The sequence below is a fragment of the Pseudomonas sp. Y3 TE3536 genome, assembly GCF_053629175.1.
Genome location: NZ_JBRJHU010000001.1, coordinates 1,815,558 through 1,836,603, shown reverse-complemented (window position 1 = coordinate 1,836,603; position 21,046 = coordinate 1,815,558). Strand labels below are relative to the sequence as shown.

The following is a 21,046-nucleotide window of genomic DNA, read 5'->3' as shown; positions in this document are numbered from 1 at the left end:
GTTCGTAACCACACATATCGCATATCCGAATTCGCTGGGCTGTCCATCTGGACATTCTGGCTACAGAATTTCTTGACGACCATAGAGCATTGGAACCACCTGATCCCATCCCGAACTCAGTAGTGAAACGATGCATCGCCGATGGTAGTGTGGGGTTTCCCCATGTGAGAGTAGGTCATCGTCAAGATTCATTTCGCAAAACCCCTATCTGCGCAAGCAGGTAGGGGTTTTGTCTTTAAGTAGAAGCTCAAGCTTCTTGCTGACCAGGTTGAATGACCGCTCAGCAGCGGTAAAAAGGTGGTTGACAGCGTTTTTGAATGCTGTATTATTCGCCTCCCGCTACGAGAGATCGCAGCGAGTTAAGTGGTTGAAGTGAAACGAGTTTCTCGAAAAATACTTCAAAATAAACGCTTGACAGGCCCTGAGGAAAGCGTAGAATGCGCACTTCGGTTGAGACGAAAAGCTCTTAGCCAAACGCTCTTTAACAAATTGAATCAAGCAATTCGTGTGGGTGCTTGTGAGTATGGACTGATAGTCACAAAGATTATCAGCATCACAAGTGACCATGCGAGAAATCACATAGTCATTTGAGATTGCTGAGCCAAGTTTAGGGTTTCTTAAAAACCCAAGCAGTATTGAACTGAAGAGTTTGATCATGGCTCAGATTGAACGCTGGCGGCAGGCCTAACACATGCAAGTCGAGCGGATGAGAAGAGCTTGCTCTTCGATTCAGCGGCGGACGGGTGAGTAATGCCTAGGAATCTGCCTGGTAGTGGGGGACAACGTTTCGAAAGGAACGCTAATACCGCATACGTCCTACGGGAGAAAGCAGGGGACCTTCGGGCCTTGCGCTATCAGATGAGCCTAGGTCGGATTAGCTAGTTGGTGGGGTAATGGCTCACCAAGGCGACGATCCGTAACTGGTCTGAGAGGATGATCAGTCACACTGGAACTGAGACACGGTCCAGACTCCTACGGGAGGCAGCAGTGGGGAATATTGGACAATGGGCGAAAGCCTGATCCAGCCATGCCGCGTGTGTGAAGAAGGTCTTCGGATTGTAAAGCACTTTAAGTTGGGAGGAAGGGCAGTAAGCGAATACCTTGCTGTTTTGACGTTACCGACAGAATAAGCACCGGCTAACTCTGTGCCAGCAGCCGCGGTAATACAGAGGGTGCAAGCGTTAATCGGAATTACTGGGCGTAAAGCGCGCGTAGGTGGTTTGTTAAGTTGAATGTGAAAGCCCCGGGCTCAACCTGGGAACTGCATCCAAAACTGGCAAGCTAGAGTACGGTAGAGGGTGGTGGAATTTCCTGTGTAGCGGTGAAATGCGTAGATATAGGAAGGAACACCAGTGGCGAAGGCGACCACCTGGACTGATACTGACACTGAGGTGCGAAAGCGTGGGGAGCAAACAGGATTAGATACCCTGGTAGTCCACGCCGTAAACGATGTCAACTAGCCGTTGGAATCCTTGAGATTTTAGTGGCGCAGCTAACGCATTAAGTTGACCGCCTGGGGAGTACGGCCGCAAGGTTAAAACTCAAATGAATTGACGGGGGCCCGCACAAGCGGTGGAGCATGTGGTTTAATTCGAAGCAACGCGAAGAACCTTACCAGGCCTTGACATGCAGAGAACTTTCCAGAGATGGATTGGTGCCTTCGGGAACTCTGACACAGGTGCTGCATGGCTGTCGTCAGCTCGTGTCGTGAGATGTTGGGTTAAGTCCCGTAACGAGCGCAACCCTTGTCCTTAGTTACCAGCACGTTATGGTGGGCACTCTAAGGAGACTGCCGGTGACAAACCGGAGGAAGGTGGGGATGACGTCAAGTCATCATGGCCCTTACGGCCTGGGCTACACACGTGCTACAATGGTCGGTACAGAGGGTTGCCAAGCCGCGAGGTGGAGCTAATCTCACAAAACCGATCGTAGTCCGGATCGCAGTCTGCAACTCGACTGCGTGAAGTCGGAATCGCTAGTAATCGCGAATCAGAATGTCGCGGTGAATACGTTCCCGGGCCTTGTACACACCGCCCGTCACACCATGGGAGTGGGTTGCACCAGAAGTAGCTAGTCTAACCTTCGGGAGGACGGTTACCACGGTGTGATTCATGACTGGGGTGAAGTCGTAACAAGGTAGCCGTAGGGGAACCTGCGGCTGGATCACCTCCTTAATCGACGACATCAGCCTGCTGATGAGCTCCCACACGAATTGCTTGATTCATTGTCGAAGACGATCAAGACCCTATATAGGTCTGTAGCTCAGTTGGTTAGAGCGCACCCCTGATAAGGGTGAGGTCGGCAGTTCAAATCTGCCCAGACCTACCAGTATTTGGGGCCATAGCTCAGCTGGGAGAGCGCCTGCCTTGCACGCAGGAGGTCAGCGGTTCGATCCCGCTTGGCTCCACCACTCTTGCAGTACCTTGATCAAACTCAGAAATGAGCATTCGCCTCGAATGTTGATTTCTGACTTTTGTCAGATCGTTCTTTAAAAATTCGGATATGTGATAGAAATAGACTGAACACTACTTTCACTGGTGGTGGATCAGGCTAAGGTAAAATTTGTGGGCTCGAAAGAGCAAAACGAATTTTCGGCGAATGTCGTCTTCACAGTATAACCAGATTGCTTGGGGTTATATGGTCAAGTGAAGAAGCGCATACGGTGGATGCCTTGGCAGTCAGAGGCGATGAAAGACGTGGTAGCCTGCGATAAGCTTTGGGGAGTCGGCAAACAGACTGTGATCCAGAGATCTCTGAATGGGGGAACCCACTCAGCATAAGCTGAGTATCTTGTACTGAATACATAGGTGCAAGAGGCGAACCAGGGGAACTGAAACATCTAAGTACCCTGAGGAAAAGAAATCAACCGAGATTCCCTTAGTAGTGGCGAGCGAACGGGGACCAGCCCTTAAGTTGGTTTGAGATTAGTGGAACGCTCTGGAAAGTGCGGCCATAGTGGGTGATAGCCCCGTACACGAAAATCTCTTATCAATGAAATCGAGTAGGACGGAGCACGAGAAACTTTGTCTGAATATGGGGGGACCATCCTCCAAGGCTAAATACTACTGACTGACCGATAGTGAACTAGTACCGTGAGGGAAAGGCGAAAAGAACCCCGGAGAGGGGAGTGAAATAGATCCTGAAACCGTATGCGTACAAGCAGTGGGAGCCTACTTGTTAGGTGACTGCGTACCTTTTGTATAATGGGTCAGCGACTTATATTCAGTGGCGAGCTTAACCGAATAGGGGAGGCGTAGCGAAAGCGAGTCTTAATAGGGCGTTTAGTCGCTGGGTATAGACCCGAAACCGGGCGATCTATCCATGGGCAGGTTGAAGGTTAGGTAACACTGACTGGAGGACCGAACCGACTACCGTTGAAAAGTTAGCGGATGACCTGTGGATCGGAGTGAAAGGCTAATCAAGCTCGGAGATAGCTGGTTCTCCTCGAAAGCTATTTAGGTAGCGCCTCATGTATCACTGTAGGGGGTAGAGCACTGTTTCGGCTAGGGGGTCATCCCGACTTACCAAACCGATGCAAACTCCGAATACCTACAAGTGCCGAGCATGGGAGACACACGGCGGGTGCTAACGTCCGTCGTGAAAAGGGAAACAACCCAGACCGTCAGCTAAGGTCCCAAAGTCATGGTTAAGTGGGAAACGATGTGGGAAGGCTTAGACAGCTAGGAGGTTGGCTTAGAAGCAGCCACCCTTTAAAGAAAGCGTAATAGCTCACTAGTCGAGTCGGCCTGCGCGGAAGATGTAACGGGGCTCAAACCATGCACCGAAGCTACGGGTATCATCTTATGATGATGCGGTAGAGGAGCGTTCTGTAAGCCTGTGAAGGTGAGTTGAGAAGCTTGCTGGAGGTATCAGAAGTGCGAATGCTGACATGAGTAACGACAATGGGAGTGAAAAACTCCCACGCCGAAAGACCAAGGTTTCCTGCGCAACGTTAATCGACGCAGGGTTAGTCGGTCCCTAAGGCGAGGCTGAAAAGCGTAGTCGATGGAAAACAGGTTAATATTCCTGTACTTCCAGTTATTGCGATGGAGGGACGGAGAAGGCTAGGCCAGCTTGGCGTTGGTTGTCCAAGTTTAAGGTGGTAGGCTGAGATCTTAGGCAAATCCGGGATCTCAAGGCCGAGAGCTGATGACGAGTTGCCTTTAGGCGACGAAGTGGTTGATGCCATGCTTCCAAGAAAAGCTCCTAAGCTTCAGATAACTGGGAACCGTACCCCAAACCGACACAGGTGGTTAGGTAGAGAATACCAAGGCGCTTGAGAGAACTCGGGTGAAGGAACTAGGCAAAATGGCACCGTAACTTCGGGAGAAGGTGCGCCGGCGAGGGTTAAGGACTTGCTCCGTAAGCCCATGCCGGTCGAAGATACCAGGCCGCTGCGACTGTTTATTAAAAACACAGCACTCTGCAAACACGAAAGTGGACGTATAGGGTGTGACGCCTGCCCGGTGCCGGAAGGTTAATTGATGGGGTTAGCGCAAGCGAAGCTCTTGATCGAAGCCCCGGTAAACGGCGGCCGTAACTATAACGGTCCTAAGGTAGCGAAATTCCTTGTCGGGTAAGTTCCGACCTGCACGAATGGCGTAACGATGGCGGCGCTGTCTCCACCCGAGACTCAGTGAAATTGAAATCGCTGTGAAGATGCAGTGTATCCGCGGCTAGACGGAAAGACCCCGTGAACCTTTACTATAGCTTTGCACTGGACTTTGAATTTGCTTGTGTAGGATAGGTGGGAGGCTTTGAAGTGGGGACGCCAGTTCTCATGGAGCCATCCTTGAAATACCACCCTGGCAACTTTGAGGTTCTAACTCAGGTCCGTTATCCGGATCGAGGACAGTGTATGGTGGGTAGTTTGACTGGGGCGGTCTCCTCCCAAAGAGTAACGGAGGAGTACGAAGGTGCGCTCAGACCGGTCGGAAATCGGTCGTAGAGTATAAAGGCAAAAGCGCGCTTGACTGCGAGACAAACACGTCGAGCAGGTACGAAAGTAGGTCTTAGTGATCCGGTGGTTCTGTATGGAAGGGCCATCGCTCAACGGATAAAAGGTACTCCGGGGATAACAGGCTGATACCGCCCAAGAGTTCATATCGACGGCGGTGTTTGGCACCTCGATGTCGGCTCATCACATCCTGGGGCTGAAGCCGGTCCCAAGGGTATGGCTGTTCGCCATTTAAAGTGGTACGCGAGCTGGGTTTAGAACGTCGTGAGACAGTTCGGTCCCTATCTGCCGTGGACGTTTGAGATTTGAGAGGGGCTGCTCCTAGTACGAGAGGACCGGAGTGGACGAACCTCTGGTGTTCCGGTTGTCACGCCAGTGGCATTGCCGGGTAGCTATGTTCGGAAGAGATAACCGCTGAAAGCATCTAAGCGGGAAACTTGCCTCAAGATGAGATCTCACTGGGATCTTGAATCCCCTAAAGGGCCGTCGAAGACTACGACGTTGATAGGTTGGGTGTGTAAGCGCTGTGAGGCGTTGAGCTAACCAATACTAATTGCCCGTGAGGCTTGACCATATAACACCCAAGCAATTTGCTAACGCAGATTGCGGTGGTGAAGACGAAAGACCCGAAAGTTCGTAACCACACATATCGCATATCCGAATTCGCTGGGCTGTCCATCTGGACATTCTGGCTACAGAATTTCTTGACGACCATAGAGCATTGGAACCACCTGATCCCATCCCGAACTCAGTAGTGAAACGATGCATCGCCGATGGTAGTGTGGGGTTTCCCCATGTGAGAGTAGGTCATCGTCAAGATTCATTTCGCAAAACCCCTATCTGCGCGAGCAGGTAGGGGTTTTGTCTTTAAGTAGAAGCCATAGAAATTCGCGGGCACGTCTTGAAGACGGGCCGGCACACAGAATTTCTTGACGACCATAGAGCATTGGAACCACCTGATCCCATCCCGAACTCAGCAGTGAAACGATGCATCGCCGATGGTAGTGTGGGGTTTCCCCATGTGAGAGTAGGTCATCGTCAAGATTCAAACCCAAAGCCCCTGTCTGCGATGCAGACAGGGGCTTTGTCTTTTCCGGTCAGAATTGATAGCTGACCGTAGCGCTTACGTTTCGCTCTTCACCCATGTAGCAGTAGTTCAGGCTGGCACATGAGGTGATGTAGCTTTCGTTGGTCAGGTTGTTCGCATTCAGGCGCACATCCACCCCGGTGAGGCCGACCTTGCCCAGGTCATACCCGATCGAAGCGTCAAACAGCGTGTAAGAGGGCACCTTCATGCTGTTTTCCGCATCAACCCAGCTATACCCCACATAGCGCATCCCGCCGCCCAGTCGCAGGCCGTCCAGCGCCCCCTGCCGGAAGTTGTAGTCGGCCCACAGCGAAAACATCTGCTTGGGTGCCTGGGTGGGCGAATTACCCTTGTTGTCCAAATGGGTCGACACCAGGCTCGGCATCGTCTTGGCGTACTCGATGTCGGTAAAGGTGTAGCCGCCCAACAGCTTGAGGTTATCAGTCAGCTGAACATGGGCCTCCAGCTCCAGCCCTTGTGAGCGAACTTCACCCACAGGGCGATAGAACTCTTCGTTCGGTTGTTTGGAGGCAAGGTTCTCTTGCTCGATGCGGAACACCGAGGCGGTGAACAGGTTGTCACTGCCTGGCGGCTGGTACTTGATACCTGCTTCCCACTGGGTGCCCTCGGTCGGCGCCAGTGGGCGGCCATCCTGGTCGGACACGGTATTGGGGTTGAATGACTCCGAGTAGCTGACGTAAGGCGCCAGGCCATTCTCGAACAAGTAGAGCACGCCTGCTCGGGTGGTGAACTTGGTGCGTTCGTCATTGACCTTGGTGTTGCTGTCGCGGTTTTCCTCAGAAACCTTCACCCAGTCCTGACGCAGCCCCAGCGAGAAGCGCCACTGGTCGAGCTCGACCAGGTCCTGCAAATACACCCCTGTCTGCTGCAGGCGACGCTGGTAGCGGTTCTCGCCGAGTACCTGCAGGTTGCCATTGCCATATTGAGGGTTGCCGGCATCCAGCGCATCGACCGTGCCGTAGCGCCATTCCACGTCGGCTTTGCGGCGTTGATAGTCGGTGCCAAGCAGCAAGGTATGCTTGGCCGCACCGGTGAAGAATTCTGCCTGCAGCATGTTATCGATGATGTAGGAGTGCAGGCGCTCGTCGCCGCCGGTGTAGGCGCGGTTGAGGATATTGCTGTCGGCATCTGCCCAGCCAGCGGAATACACCTGGTCCATCGAGACGTCAGAGTCCTGGTAGCGGAAGTTCTGCCGGGCGGTGAACACATCGTTGAAGCGGTGCTCGAACTGGTAGCTGAACGACTGCTGAGTGCGTTCGTAGTTGTCGATCCCAGGCTCGCCTTCAAAGAAGTGATCTGACAGACGCAGCCCGTTGCGCTTGTGCAGCATGCCGTCTGCCGGGTTACCGCCGTGGTACCCACCATTCGGGTCATGCTGCAGATACGCCTGAAGCGTCAGCGATGTGTCTTCAGTGAAGTCGATGCTGATAGCCGGCGCTATGGCGTAGCGTTCTTCCTTGTTGTGGTCGAACTGGGTATCAGCGCTATCGGCCAAACCTGTCAGGCGATAGGCGATACGTTTGTCGTCATCGACTGGGCCGCTGAAGTCGAAACCCATGCCACGCTGGCCTTGGGTGCCGACCGTGGCCTGCACTTGATGGAATGGCGTGAACAGTGGCTTTTTGGTGGTCAGTGCCACCAGGCCCCCTGGGGAGCTGCGGCCATAGAGTACCGAAGACGGCCCCTTCAGAATGTCGATGCGCTCAAGGAAGTACGGGTCCACTTGCATGGTGCTGTAGGTGCCGTTGTCACCCATGGATTTCAGGCCATCGACGTAGATGTTGTCTACCGAGCCGTCGTTGAAGCCGCGCATGGCCACATAGTCGTAGCGGTGCGTGGCGCCATAGGGGTTGGTCAGCACACCTGGCGTATAGCGCATGGCCTGGGCAACGGTCTGCGAGCCCTGGTCGTCCATCTGTTGACGGGTGACCACTGAAACCGACTGTGAGGTTTCCACCAACGGCATGCTGGTCTTGGTGGCCACCTGGCTGTGCGTGGCGTTGTAGCCGTCCATGCTGCCCAGGGCATTACCCAGGGTAAAACTGCGCACGTCGGTGTCTGGCAACGATAATGCGGCCTCTTCAGGCTGGGCCCGCAGCACGTAACTGTGCCCACCCTGGCTGACGGCTTCCAGGCCGCTGCCATTGAGCAGTTGGCGCAGGGCCTGATCAGGCGAGTAATGCCCTTGCAAGCCATTGGACTGCAACCCGTTGGTCAATTGTGGCGTGCTCGACAGGGTGATTCCCGCCTGGCGGGCAAACTGATTGAGTACATCGTTCAGTTCCCCACCCGGGATCGCGTACTGCTGGCTAACCTGGGGCGCTTCGGCGGCCAGAACATGGAGGGGCAGGGTGGACATGCTCAAGGCTGTGCCGAACAAAGCTGCCTGGACTGCTTTGCGCAGAGCGGCTGAATTCAAGACAGGTCGAAAATCATTCTCGTTGGGCGCGCGTGTGTGTGGTGAGGCGATGGGCATGAAAGAGTCCGTTGAAGGGTGGGAGGGCAGAAGACGATGCTTACTGTCCTAGCCGGATCGGCGCCCAAAACCCGCCAAAAAGATCAGCGCTTGGGTGAAGTCAGGCAACCTGCTCCACACGTATCCACCAGCGCGTGCGTTGACGAAGCCTCACAGGCAGCGTTTGTGGCAGCAATTGCAGCAGCTGCTCAGGGTCCTCGAGGCGGAACACACCTGACAGGCGTAAACCAGCAATCTCATCGCTGCAACCCAGGTAGCCATGGCGATAACGGCCCACCTGTTCAAGAAAGTCGCGCAAGCGCATGTCGCGGGTAACGATCAGCCCTTCGCTCCAGGCAGCTGGGTCCATGGCCACGCTCTCCAGGCGTTGTGCGCCCTGGGCGTCCAAGCGCCAGTGCTGGCCGCGGGCAATCCACTGCACCTGGCCGTTCCCCGGCCGGTGTATCGCCACGTTGCCGTGGCTGACGCTGACCCGTGTGCAGCCAGGCTCCTGGCGCACCACAAAGCGCCCGTCGAAACCTTCGAGCAGGGCATCTTGCGTCTGTACCAGCAGAGGGCGAGCCTGGTTATGTGCGTCACTGCACGTGAGCATCAGCTCCCCATGCCTGAGGCGGAGCAAGCGCTGCTGATCGTCGAAAGCGAGGTCTACCGCACTGCGCGTGTTGAGTTGCATCAGCGAGCCATCGGGTAGTTGGAAGCTACGCCGTTCGCCCGTGGCAGTCGCGTAGTCCGCAGTCCAGCCGCTGACGGTATCGAGGTCTTTCGCCAGCCATGTCGCCGAGCCCGCCATGGCAGCGCAGCCAAGCAACTTGAGCGCCTGGCGACGGTGCAGGCGCCGCTGGCTGGTTTCCAAGGTCTGTAGGGCAACCCCCGCGCCGGGGATGGCGCGCAGGTCAAGGTCCTGATGCAGGTGAACTACCCGTTGCCAGGCCAGTTCGTGCTCGTGCCGTGCGCTACGCCACTGCTCGCATTGCTGCAGCAGCACGGGGCTATTGCCGCTTTCTCGTAGCCTGAGCATCCACTGAATGGCTTGCTTGACCGCTTTGGCGGAAGGGGCGGCGGCTGTCATCGCTCGTCTTCAAAGCGCAGCAGGTAGCAATGGTAAAGCGCATCAGCAATGTAGCGCTCCACCGTGCGCACCGAGATACCCATCTGCTCGGCGATCGCCTGGTGTTTCAGCCCTTCGCACTGGGCCAGCAGAAAAGCGCGGCGCACCTTTGGCTTGAGGCCATCGAGCATGCGTGCGATACGCTCCAGCAGTTCGAGCAGCACCTCGCGGGTTTCCACCGAGGGTGCCAAGGCTTCCGGCAGGTGGGCCAAGGCTTCGAGGTAAGCCCGGTGCAATTCTTCACGGCGCCAGTGATCGATCACCAGCCCGCGCGCCACGGTGCGCAAGAAGGCCCTTGGCGTATTGAGCTGTACCTGCTCGCCACGCTGTAACAGCCGGACGAACGTGTCCTGGGCCAGGTCTGCGGCATCGGCGGCGTTACCCAGCTTGCTACGCAGCCAGGCATGCAACCAGCCGTGGTGGTCACTGTAGAGCGTTTGCACTGAGTCATTGGAAGGCATGGAGGAAGGCGCTGGCTTCAATGGACATAAATGATAATTAGTCTCATTGTTTGCGGAGCCCGTTTATTTTGCAACAGGCTGATGTCGGGCGACCGGCTATCCCGCTCAGAACCGGTTATCGCCCTAGCTGTGAATCCAGATACTGCCTGATAACACGCGCCCCTGAGTTCAAGTGCTGCTCAAGCACCGCGACTGCTTCATCCACCAGCTTGTCGCTGGCCGCATCCACCAGCGCGTTGTGATCGTCCTGGGTGAGCTTGCCCAGCCCCATCGACGAGAGATGGAAGCGCAGAAAGCGCTCTTCTTCGTTGAGCTCGTTCTCGATCAGGCGCAGTAACTTCTTGTTCGGCGCCTTGCTGTACAGCGCCATGTGGAACAGGCGGTTGAGGCGGCCGATTTCGGCGTGACGGGTTTCGTTTTCCAGTTGCTGGATATACCCGCGCGCGCGGGCGATGTCATCGGCATCGAGCAACGGAATGGACTGGCGCAGGGCCTCGCTTTCGAGCAGAACACGCAGGGCGTAGGTGTCCACCGCGTCTTCGCCAATCAAGGGCGCAACCACTGCGCCCTTGTGCATCTCCACGTTCAGCAGCGATTGCGCTTCGAGCTGGCGCAAGGCCTCGCGCACGGGCATGCGGCTGACCCCGAACAAGGTGGCGAGCTCTTGCTGACGCACGGCAGTACCTGGCGGCAGACGACCATCAAGAATGGCGCTGCGCAGGCGCTCCTCGATAACAGCACGTGCCATGTGTGGGGATAGCTGTTCGCTAGCCAGCACGTTGCTCAGTTTGATTTTCTCGGCCACGCGGAGTCTGCCTCGACGATAAGAAAAGTTGGATCCAATGACAGTAGTAACAGGCAAGGGGGCTTGTCAAACCGTCGACCGCACTGGAGCGGCCGACCCAAGGCCGCGGCTATGGTGTATGAAGTCGCTTGGCAAAGGAAGCGGTACATAGAACGAGATAGCCATAAAGTCAGTATGGCCCGACCATTGGCTGCGTGATTGCAGGGTGCCATTGTTTTTTGTACTGGCAGGCCGCACCATCGCTGCTTTCGACGGGTCTGAACAGGTCTTCGCAGTGGCGATATCCTGGATGTTCAAAACCGCTGTGCGACGTGTCGGCCTTGCCGCGCTGCTGGGTAGCTTGCTACTGGGCGGCTTGCACGCGGATTGGGATTTTTCCCAGATCAGCCGCCAGTCGCAGGCGCTGTATGGCCCGCTTGGCGCGGGGCAGGGGCGTATCGACGCCTGGCAGAACCTGATGGCCACGCAGAAGCAGGGCAGTGAGCTGGAACGGCTGCAAGTGGTCAATCGCTTCTTCAACCAGCAATTGCGCTACGTCGAAGACATCGACTTGTGGCATGAGGTCGATTACTGGGCCACGCCGGTCCAGGCCCTGATCAAGGGGGCCGGTGATTGCGAGGACTACGCTATTGCCAAGTATTTCAGTCTGCGACGTATGGGCATCCCCAGCGAGAAGCTGCGCATCACCTACGTCAAGGCGCTGCGGCAGAACCGGGCGCACATGGTACTGACCTATTATGCCAGCCCACAGGCTCAGCCGTTGGTGCTCGACAGCCTGATGGATGCCATCAAGCCGGCGAGCCAGCGCCCCGACTTGCTGCCGGTGTACGCCTTCAATGGCGAGGGGTTGTGGCTGACAGGCGCCGCCGGCAACAAGAAGGTCGGCGATACCAAGCGCCTGTCACGTTGGCAGGATTTGCTGAAGAAAATGCAGGCCGAAGGGTTCCCGGCCGAGCCGGTTTACTGAAGGAGCACAGATGTCACTGTTCAAACAATTGCTGTTGGCCATTTGCCTGTTCCTGGTGGTCGCTTTCAGCGGCAGCTTCATGGTCAGCCTGGAGAGCTCGCGCAGCCAGTACGTCAACCAGCTGCGTTCGCACGCCCAGGACGCGGCCACTGCCTTGGCGCTGTCGCTGACGCCTAATATCGACGACCCGGCGATGGTCGAACTGATGGTCAGCTCGATCTTCGACAGTGGCTACTATGCGAGCATCAAGGTTGTCGACCTGGGCTCCAATGCCGTGCTGGTGGAACGCCACGCCGAGCCCGACCCGGGGGGTGTGCCGGCCTGGTTCGTCCACCTCATTGGCCTTGAAGCCGCAGGTGGGGATGCCATCGTTAGCCGTGGCTGGCAGCAGGCGGCGCGGGTGGAGGTGATCAGCCATCCGATGTTCGCCATTGCCAAGCTCTGGCAGAGTGCGTTGGGCAGCCTGGGTTGGTTGTTGCTGTGCGGTGCCGCCAGCGCGGTGCTCGGCGCCTTGCTGCTGCGTCGGCAATTGCGGCCGCTGGATTACATGGTCGAGCAATCCCATGCCATCGCCCGGCGCGAATTCCTCAGCCTGCCAGACCTGCCGCGCACCCCTGAGCTGCGCCGTGTGGTGCAGGCAATGAACCAGATGGTCGAGAAGCTCAAGGCACTGTTTACCGAGCAGGCCGAGCGCAGTGAGCGGCTGCGCGCAGAGTCCTACCAGGACAGCCTCACCGGCTTGTCCAACCGCCGCTATTTCGAGATGCAACTGAATACGCGCGTCAGCAACCTGGAAGAGGCGCGCGCCGGTTACTTGTTGTTGCTGCGGGTTCAGGGCCTGGCAGGCCTTAACGCGCGCCTGGGCGGGCAGCGCACCGATCAGCTGTTGCAGGCAGTGGGCGAGCAGCTGCGCCGCACCTGTGCCAGCTACCCGGAGACCAAAGACCTGATCTCGCGCAGCCGTGGGGGCGAGTTCGCCGTGCTGGCGCCGGGCATGGTGCATGAAGAGGCGGTACAGCTCGCCCAGGCCCTGGAGGCGACACTGCAGAGCCTGCACGAGACGGGCGCCAGTGATGTCGACCCGGTGGCGTGCATCGGCCTTGCGCCGTTCACCCCTGGCGATGCGCCACAGGCATTGCTGAAGCTCGCCGACGAGGCCCTGGCGCGTGCCGAAAACCAGCCGGCGCCGGGCTGGGTGTGCCTTGAACAGGGTGCGGCCGCGGTGGCCGGTGATAGCCATCATGCCTGGCATGAGCGGCTCGAACAGGCCTTCGTCAATGGGCAATTCGAACTGTTCTTCCAGCCGGTGGTGGACTGCGCCACAGGGCAGCGGGTACTGCACCACAAAGTGATCTCGCGTTTGCACGATGAGCAGGGCGAGGCGTTGCCGGCCGGGCGCTTCTTGCCTTGGCTGGAGCGCTTTGGCTGGATGCCGCGCCTGGATCTGCTGGTGCTGGAAAAGGTGCTTGCCCACCTGCGCACTCATGATCAGGTGCTGGCGCTGAACCTGTCCGCTGCAACCTTGGCCGACCCCAAGGCGCTGCAACGCGTCTACGAGCTGTTGAGCCAGCATGCGGCGCTGGGCCCACGCCTGACATTCGAGATCGGCGAAGAGCAATTGCCCGAACAGTCAGCCCTCGAACAGCTGACCCGGCGCCTGCACGCGCATGGCTTCGGGCTGGCGCTGCAGCGCTTTGGCGGCCGGTTCAGCATGATTGGCAACCTGGCGCACCTGGGCCTTGCGTACCTGAAGATCGATGGTAGCTATATCCGTAACATCGACCATGAACAACACAAGCGCCTGTTCATCGAAGCGATACAGCGCGCGGCGCACAGCATCGACCTGCCGTTGATTGCTGAACGGGTCGAGACGGAAGGGGAAAGGTTGGTGCTGCGGGAAATGGGCGTGGGCGGTATTCAGGGGCAGTTGGTGGGTGAGCCCGCACCCTGGCGCTGACCGGGTAGGAGCAGCCTTGTGCTGCGAAGAGGCCAGCGGCAGCACAGAAGATTCTCGGTGCTGCCACTGGCCTCTTCGCAGCACAAGGCTGCTCCTACCGGGATTGCGTAAGACTCAACGCTCGCGCAAGGCTTCCGAACGCGCCTTCATGATCGGCTTGAGCAAGTAGCTCATGATGGTCTTCTTGCCAGTCATGATATCCACCGTCGCCACCATCCCGGGGATGATCAGCAGCGGCTTCTCGTCGGTGCCCAAATGGCTGCGGTCGGTGCGCAACTTGATCAGGTAGTACGTGGTCTTCTTGTCTTCATCGGTGATGGTGTCGGCGCCAATCTGTTCCAGCTTGGCCTTCAGGCCACCGTAGATGGTGTAGTCATAGGCGGTGAACTTGACGGTCGCCTCCTGCCCAGGGTGCAGGAAAGCGATGTCCTTGGGCAGGATCTTCGCCTCGATGACCAGCGTGTCGTCCAGCGGCACCACTTCGACGATGTCGCTACCCGGCTGGATGACCCCGCCGATGGTGTTGACCAGCAGCTGCTTGACGATACCGCGTACTGGCGAGGTAACCATGGTGCGGTGTACCCGGTCATCCAATGCCTTGCTGGTGGCAGTGGCCTTATTGAGCTCGGTGCGGGCCTCGTTAAGCTGAGTCAGCGCCTCGCTGCGGAACTTGCCACGGGTCTCCTCGACCTTGCTCTGCACTTCGCGGATGGCCGCCTCGGCGCGCGGGATGGCCAGCGCGGTAGAGTCCATCTGGCCACGGTTCTCCACTTCGGCACGGCGCAGGCGCAGCACTTCGACCTGGGAAATCGCGCCCTGGGCCACCAGCGGCTCGGACATGGCGATTTCCTGACGCAGCAGTTGCAGGCTGTTGGCGTACTGGGCGCGCTTGGAGGTGTACTCGCGCAGCTCTTGCTGGCGCTGTACCAACTGCTGCTGCAGGCCGCCGATTTCGTCCTGCAGTTGCTGGCGCCGGCTCAGGTACAGCGACTCTTCGTTGGCTGCCTGGCTGGGCGCTGCCTTGCGCAGTTCTTCATCGATTTTCAGCGGGCGGTCTTCGACCTCGGCACTCAGGCGTTCGACCCGCAGCGCCATGGCCAGGCGGTCGGCCTCGGTTTCACCGACGTTGGAGGCGAAGCGGGTTTCGTCCAGGCGCAGCAAGGGCTGGCCGACGTCGACGATTTGCCCTTCCTTGGCGTAGATCTCGGCGATGATGCCGCCCTCAAGGTTCTGGATCTTCTGCACCTTGGACGACGGAATGGCCTTGCCTTCGCCGCGCGTGACCTCATCGATCGGCGCAACGCTGGCCCAGACGATCATGAACACGAAAAACGCGATCACACCCCAGATGGTCAGGCGAACCACCCGTGGCGCGTCCTCGATCAGCGCCTTGTTGACCTCAGGCAGTGGCTGCCCGCCAAGCGAGTCGGAGCCTTTGAAGTAGCGCCGCAGGCCATCCTTGAATTGCCCCATATCGAGCTTATGCAACACTGATCTGCCCCTTCTTCAGCGCATCCATGACCGCGGCTTTCGGGCCGTCGGCGACAATCTGCCCGCGATCGATCACGATCAGCCGGTCCACCAGCGACAGCAACGAGGCGCGGTGGGTCACCAGCAGCACCGTCTTGTTTTCGATGACCGCCTGCAGGCGCTGCTTGAGGCGCTCTTCACCGGTGTTGTCCATGGCGCTGGTCGGTTCGTCGAGCAGCAGGATCTGTGGGTTGAGCAGCAATGCACGGCCCAGGGCGACGTTCTGCCGCTGGCCGCCGGAGAGGTTCTGGCCACGTTCGCCCACCTGCAGCTCATAGCCGTCAGGGTGCAGCCTGGCAAACTCATGAACACCTGCCAGCTCTGCGGCCTGCAGGATCATTTCGTCTTCGATGTAGCGGGCGCCGCTGACCAGGTTGTCGCGCAGGGTGCCGGCCATCAGCTGGATGTCCTGGGGCACGTAGCCGATATTGTGGCGCAGCTCGCTGACGTCGATCTGGCGGATATCCACGCCATCGACCAGCAGCGACCCGCCGTCGGATTCATACAGGCCAACGATCAGCTTGGCCAACGAGCTCTTGCCCGAACCGCTTCGGCCAATGATGCCCACCTTCTCGCCGGGGCGAATGGTCAGGTTGATGTTCTTGAGGGCCAGGTTCTGCTGGTTAGGGTAGGTGAAGTCCACCCCACGGAACTCGATGCTGCCTTGCAGCACCCGGCGGCTCAGTGGGCGCTCTTCGAAGTTGCGTTCCTGAGGCAGCTCCATCATGTGGTCGGTGGAAACCATGGTCACCTTGGCCTGCTGATAGCGGGCCAGCAAACCATTGAGCTGCCCCAGCGGGCCAAGGGCACGGCCGCTGAGCATGTAACAGGCGACCAGGCCACCCATGCTCAGGTTGCCGTCGATGATCATGTAGACCCCGACGCAAATCATCGCCACGCCAGCCAGTTGCTGGATCAGCAGGGTGATGTTCATCGCCAGGCTCGACAGCACCTTCACGCGCAGTTCCAGACGGCTGAGGGTGCCGAGCGTCTGTTCCCACATGTACTGGCGCTCGCTTTCGGCGTTGTTGACCTTGACCGCATCCAGGCCTGCCAAGGTCTCGATCAGGCTCGACTGGCGTTCCGAGGCCAGGGCCATGGTCCGCTCCATGGTCGCCATCAGCGGCCGTTGCAGGGCGTAACCGATGCCCAGGGCCAGCGGGAAGGCGATGACCGGGATCCACACCAGGTGCCCGCCAATGATGGCGATGACGATCAGGATCAGCAGCGTAAACGGCAGGTCGATCAGGCTGGTCAGGGTCAAAGAGGCGAGGAAGTCGCGTAAACCCTGGAACTCATGGATGTTTTGGGCAAAGCTGCCGACCCGCGCGGGGCGGTACTTCATCGACATCCCGACGATACGTTCGAACAAGGTCGCCGAGATGATCAGGTCGGTCTTCTTGCCGGCCAAGTCCAGGCAGAGGCCGCGCAGGCCCTTGAGGATCAGGTCGAAGAAGTAGGCCCCGGCGATGCCGACGGCCAGCACCCAAAGGGTCGAGGTCGCCTGGTTGGGCACCACCCGGTCATACACGTTCATCACGAACAGCGGCGCTGCCAAGGCGATCAGGTTGATCACCAGGCTGGCGGCGATGGCGTCGATATACAGCCATTTGCTGCGCAGCAAGGTGTCGCGGAACCAGGATTTCGCGCGCGGGATGAGGTTGCCGTGGTTGACGTCGAACTTGTGCTGCGGCTGGGCGAAGAACACACGCCCGCTGTAGTCACTGAGCAGCGCTTCGCGGCTGACGTGCACCTCGCCACCATCGCTCTCGCTGAGCAGCAGGCGTGCGGTGTCTTCATTCTCCCAGCCCAGCAGGACGGCGCTGCGGCCTTCCTTGAGCAACAGCATGGCAGGCATGGCGATACTGGGGATCTGCTCCAGTTTACGCTGCAGCAGCCGCCCCTGCAGGCCGGCCCTGGCCGCCGCACGGGGCAGCAGCTCGGGGCTCAGGCGCTGCGCGGGCAGCGGCAGGCCGGTGGTCAGCATGACCCGGCTTGCAGGTTTCTGGTGCAGGACACACAGGCTCAGCAGACTATCCAGCAAGGGATCGTCATGCTGACTGCGTGGATCGTGGCTGAGTTGGACTCGACTGACTTCGGATTCCACGCGGCGCTCTCTTCATCCTTGCGGTGGGTGGGGCAGGGTGGGCCTCAGTTCAGGCCTGGCAGGCTCACCCTTGGTTTCAGATCGTTCTGCACAACGGTGGCCATCGGGGCTACAACACCCTGACTCTTGAGCAGTTGGCCAATGGTCGCCTTGATTCGATACTGAGTAAACAATTGTATGTTCTTCACTTCCACCAGGCGACGCTGGGCAGTGAAGGTTTCATTCTCGCTGTCGAGCAAGTCGAGCAGGGTTCGCTCGCCCAGGCTGAATTGCTGTTGGTAGGCGCTGCGCACACGGTTGCTGTGATCGACGTACTGCTGGGCGATCGGCAACTGGGCGTTGGCGTTCTCCTGAGCATTCCATGCCAGGCCCAACTCTTCATTGAGCTGACGCAAGGCATTGTTGCGGATATCCAGCGCCTGGTTGGACAGGTACGACTTGGACTCCAGGTCTGCCTTGTTGCTGCCGCCAGCATACAGGTTGAAGTTCATTCGCAGCATAGCCTGCCATTCGTTGTTATGGCCTGCTGTGCCGTCGATATTGTTATCCGCCGTTCGTCCGAGTTCTGCATCGAAGCGGGGGTAGAAGGACGACTTTGCGGCCTCGTACTGTTTTTCTGCGGCGGCAACGTCCGATTCGGCCGAGCGCAGCACCGGGCTGCTTTCAACCAACTGCGTGCGGGCTTCATCCATCGTGGCGGGCAGCAGGTCGATGAACGGCGCCGGTGCACTCAGTTCATCGGGCATCTGGCCGACGACGCTGAGGTAATTGGTGCTGGCATCGGCCAAGTTGGTCTTCTCGGTGATCAGGTTGTTTTGCGCCTGGGCCAGGCGTGCCTCGGCCTGGTCCAGGTCAGCCAGGCGGCCGACGCCGCGGCTGGTGCGCAGTTTGATCTGATCCAGAATACGTTCGTGGTTGCTCAGGTTGTCTTCGGCCAGGCGCACCATCTCGCGCCGCGACAGCACATCCAGATACACCTGGGCGACGTCGAGTGCGGTGCGCTCGGAGGTGCCCATCAGGGAGTAGGCCCGGGCGTTGGCGGTGGCTTGTTGACGGTCGACTTCGTTTGACGTGGCAAAACCGTCAAAAACCATTTGGCGAAGACGGATTGCTGACTCACCTCGGTTCAGTGTGTCCCAGCGGTTACCGGTGCTCGGGCTATCGGTACCTTCGCGCCCATAGCCCGCCGTTACATCGACCCTCGGCAAGTAGCCGCCCTGGGCCGCGCGCAGCTGGTAATCCGCCGCCACGCGAGCATTCACGCCGGCCTGGATTTCCGGGTGTCGCTCAAGGGCTGTTTGCATGGCTTCGGGCAAGGATTGTGCTTGTACGAACGTGGCGGCTAGGGTGATGGGAAGAACGGTAAACAGTGACGCACGCATTTTTGGCGGGTTCCCGAAGGCGCAGTTGTCCTGAATCACGGTTGAAGGTTTTCAGGGCCTGGAAAATGGCACCTGATCTGACCGATGAGCGAACTTCCGACGGGCACTGGATTAGTACTAAAGGAAGGGGTGGCAAAGGTGCAAATATCAATGTGACATTACATTGCCGATTGTTTAGGATGGCGAGTATAAGGTCAATAGTTTGGCAGATAGTTAATTCCAAACAGTTATAGACGGAATTTTGACGTCAAAATCGTCAACACATCAATCGACACAGTTCCGCCTGAAGTGGCTTTCAAGAGCGCCGCTCTGGCAGGGAAGTACCCCAATCGGGTCACACGGAGAGTCCAATGAGCAGCGTTGTAGCCATCGTCAAAAGCATTGTCGGCCAGGTTATTGCGGTATCCCCAGAGGGCATCCGGCGTGTACTCATCGAAGGTGACCGCCTGTTGGCGGGTGAGGAAGTCCTCACCGGCCCAGGCGGCGCGGTAACCCTCGAGTTGGCCGACGGCCGTATGCTCGACTTGGGCCGTGACAGCCAGTGGAGCGCGGATGCGCCTTACAGCAGCGCCGACCTGAGCCAGGCCACTGCGCAGGCTGCACCGTCGGTTGAAGAGCTGCAGCAGGCGATCGCCGCGGGTGTCGACCCGACCACCGAGCTTGAAGCTACCGCAGCAGGCCCGGCAGCGGCGGGCGGTGGCGGTGCGCTGGGCGGTGGCCACAGCTTCGTCATGCTTGAGGAGACCGCAGGCCGGGTCGACCCGAGCATCGGCTTCCCAACCGGGCCGTTGGGCTTTGCCGCAGCGCTGGACAATGAAGACGTTGGCGCGGTGGACACCAGCAACAACAACCAGGTCATTCCGCCCACAACGGAGACCAACGTCTCCACCGCCCTTGTACTCAACGCCACCCCTTCCATCACCGAAGCGGGTGGCGTAATCGTTTACACCGCGACAGTTGGCCAGGCGCCGACGTCCAACCTGATCGTCACCCTGGCCAACGGCGCAGTGATCGTCATTCCGGCAGGGCAGACCAGCGGTAGCGTCAACGTCACCATCCCGGCCAATGACACCCCGTACATCGACGGTGGTCAGATTTCGACCACCGTAACCGGCACCACCGGTGGTAACGGTCTGATCGTGACCCTGCCGCAAACGCCGGCGGTTACGCAGATTACCGATACCATCGACACCACCACGGCGACCTTGACCGCCACCCCTTCGGTGACCGAAGGCGGTGTGATCACCTACACCGTGACCCTGAGCAACCCTGCCCAGACGCCGGTCACCGTGACCCTGTCCAATGGCCAGACGATCACCATTGAGCCTGGCAAGAGCCAGGGCAGTGTTGATTTCCAGACGCCGGCCAATGACGTTTACAACAATGGCTCGACCGTTAGCACCACCATCACCGGTGCTACTGGCGGTAACTTCGAGCAATTGACGCCTAACCCTGCGCCGGCCGAGACCACGATCAATGACTCGGTCGACGTTACTACCGCGACCCTGACTGCGTCGCCAAGCGTGACTGAAGGCGGTGTAATCACCTACACCGTGACCCTGAGCAACCCTGCCCAGACTCCGGTGACTGTGACCCTGTCGAACGGCCAGACCATCACCGTTGAAGCCGGCAAGACTCAAGGCAGCGTTGATTTCCAGACCCCGGCCAACGACGTCTATAACAACGGCTCGACCGTTAGCACCACCATCACCGGTGCCACTGGCGGTAACTTCGAGCAGTTGACGCCGAACCCAACGCCGGCGCAGACCACGATCAATGATTCGGTAGACGTCACTACCGCCACCCTGACTGCCAATCCGTCGGTCACCGAAGGTGGCGTGATCACCTACACCGTGACCCTGAGCAACCCTGCCCAGACGCCGGTCACCGTCACCCTGTCGAACGGCCAGACCATCACCGTTGAAGCTGGCAAGACTCAAGGCAGCGTTGATTTCCAGACCCCGGCCAATGACGTCTACAACAACGGCTCGACCGTTAGCACCACCATCACTGGAGCTACTGGCGGCAACTTCGAGCAGCTGACGCCGAACCCGACCCCGGCGCAGACCACGATCAATGATTCGGTAGATGTCACTACCGCGACCCTGACTGCGTCGCCAAGCGTGACTGAAGGCGGCGTAATCACCTACACCGTGACGCTGAGCAACCCTGCCCAGACGCCTGTGAC

The 21,046-nt window shown here is 58.6% G+C and carries 10 protein-coding genes, 2 tRNA genes and 5 rRNA genes (1 of these 17 running past the window's edge); 10 read left to right on the top strand and 7 right to left on the bottom strand.

Annotated features, from left to right (window positions below):
* Positions 1–71: 71 nt before the first annotated feature.
* The 7 genes from rrf (AB7M33_RS08250) (at position 72) to rrf (AB7M33_RS08220) (ending at position 6,001) form a co-directional block, all read left to right on the top strand.
* A 5S ribosomal RNA gene (gene rrf, locus AB7M33_RS08250) occupies positions 72–187 on the top strand.
* Between the two features lie 450 nt (positions 188–637).
* A 16S ribosomal RNA gene (locus AB7M33_RS08245) occupies positions 638–2,174 on the top strand.
* A gap of 77 nt (positions 2,175–2,251) precedes the next feature.
* A tRNA-Ile gene (locus AB7M33_RS08240) sits at positions 2,252–2,328 on the top strand.
* Positions 2,329–2,334: 6 nt separating this feature from the next.
* A tRNA-Ala gene (locus tag AB7M33_RS08235) sits at positions 2,335–2,410 on the top strand.
* A gap of 229 nt (positions 2,411–2,639) precedes the next feature.
* Positions 2,640–5,531, top strand: a 23S ribosomal RNA gene (locus AB7M33_RS08230).
* Between the two features lie 129 nt (positions 5,532–5,660).
* Positions 5,661–5,776 (top strand): 5S ribosomal RNA (gene rrf, locus AB7M33_RS08225).
* A gap of 109 nt (positions 5,777–5,885) precedes the next feature.
* Positions 5,886–6,001 (top strand): 5S ribosomal RNA (rrf, locus tag AB7M33_RS08220).
* Together the 16S, 23S and 5S rRNA genes with 2 tRNA genes alongside form the textbook arrangement of a ribosomal RNA operon.
* Positions 6,002–6,054: 53 nt before the next feature.
* Here rrf (AB7M33_RS08220) and AB7M33_RS08215 read toward each other — a convergent pair.
* The 4 genes from AB7M33_RS08215 to AB7M33_RS08200 form a co-directional block, all read right to left on the bottom strand.
* A complete protein-coding gene (locus tag AB7M33_RS08215) occupies positions 6,055–8,469 on the bottom strand; it encodes a TonB-dependent siderophore receptor (protein WP_454244207.1) in 2,415 nt (804 codons plus the stop codon).
* Between the two features lie 172 nt (positions 8,470–8,641).
* Positions 8,642–9,610, bottom strand: a complete 969-nt coding sequence (locus tag AB7M33_RS08210) for a FecR domain-containing protein (protein ID WP_454242693.1) — start codon at positions 9,608–9,610, stop codon at positions 8,642–8,644.
* A complete protein-coding gene (locus tag AB7M33_RS08205) occupies positions 9,607–10,110 on the bottom strand; it encodes a sigma-70 family RNA polymerase sigma factor (RefSeq protein WP_265970230.1) in 504 nt (167 codons plus the stop codon). The genes AB7M33_RS08210 and AB7M33_RS08205 overlap by 4 nt, the downstream gene beginning before the upstream one ends.
* 115 nt (positions 10,111–10,225) lie before the next feature.
* Complete coding sequence (locus tag AB7M33_RS08200; RefSeq protein ID WP_027595476.1) at positions 10,226–10,915, bottom strand: GntR family transcriptional regulator; 690 nt, start codon at positions 10,913–10,915, stop codon at positions 10,226–10,228.
* 205 nt (positions 10,916–11,120) lie between these two features.
* Between AB7M33_RS08200 and lapG the strand changes: the two genes are divergently transcribed.
* Together lapG and lapD are read left to right on the top strand one after the other, a co-directional pair.
* On the top strand, positions 11,121–11,882 hold the full coding sequence (lapG, locus tag AB7M33_RS08195) for a cysteine protease LapG (protein WP_265970232.1): 762 nt from the start codon (positions 11,121–11,123) through the stop codon (positions 11,880–11,882).
* Between the two features lie 10 nt (positions 11,883–11,892).
* Positions 11,893–13,839, top strand: coding sequence for a cyclic di-GMP receptor LapD (gene lapD / locus AB7M33_RS08190; protein ID WP_454242692.1), 1,947 nt, complete (start codon positions 11,893–11,895; stop codon positions 13,837–13,839).
* A gap of 114 nt (positions 13,840–13,953) precedes the next feature.
* On the opposite strand, the gene AB7M33_RS08185 is transcribed toward lapD, so the two are convergent.
* Genes AB7M33_RS08185 through AB7M33_RS08175 form a run of 3 tightly spaced genes read right to left on the bottom strand, consistent with a single transcriptional unit; the run spans position 13,954 to position 18,858 of the window.
* A complete protein-coding gene (locus AB7M33_RS08185; protein ID WP_027595479.1) occupies positions 13,954–15,312 on the bottom strand; it encodes an HlyD family type I secretion periplasmic adaptor subunit in 1,359 nt (452 codons plus the stop codon).
* 7 nt (positions 15,313–15,319) lie between these two features.
* Positions 15,320–17,476: a type I secretion system permease/ATPase gene (locus AB7M33_RS08180; RefSeq protein WP_027595480.1), complete on the bottom strand. Its 2,157-nt coding sequence runs from the start codon at positions 17,474–17,476 to the stop codon at positions 15,320–15,322.
* A 44-nt stretch (positions 17,477–17,520) separates the two neighbouring features.
* Entirely contained in the window at positions 17,521–18,858 is a 1,338-nt protein-coding gene (locus AB7M33_RS08175; protein ID WP_454242691.1) for a TolC family outer membrane protein, read from the bottom strand.
* Between the two features lie 350 nt (positions 18,859–19,208).
* Here AB7M33_RS08175 and AB7M33_RS08170 point away from each other — a divergent pair, with 350 nt between their 5' ends.
* Positions 19,209–21,046: the start of a retention module-containing protein gene (locus AB7M33_RS08170; protein WP_454242690.1), read on the top strand. It continues 25,804 nt past the right edge of the window; the window shows 1,838 of its 27,642 coding nt (coding positions 1–1,838); its start codon is at positions 19,209–19,211; its stop codon lies beyond the right edge, outside the window.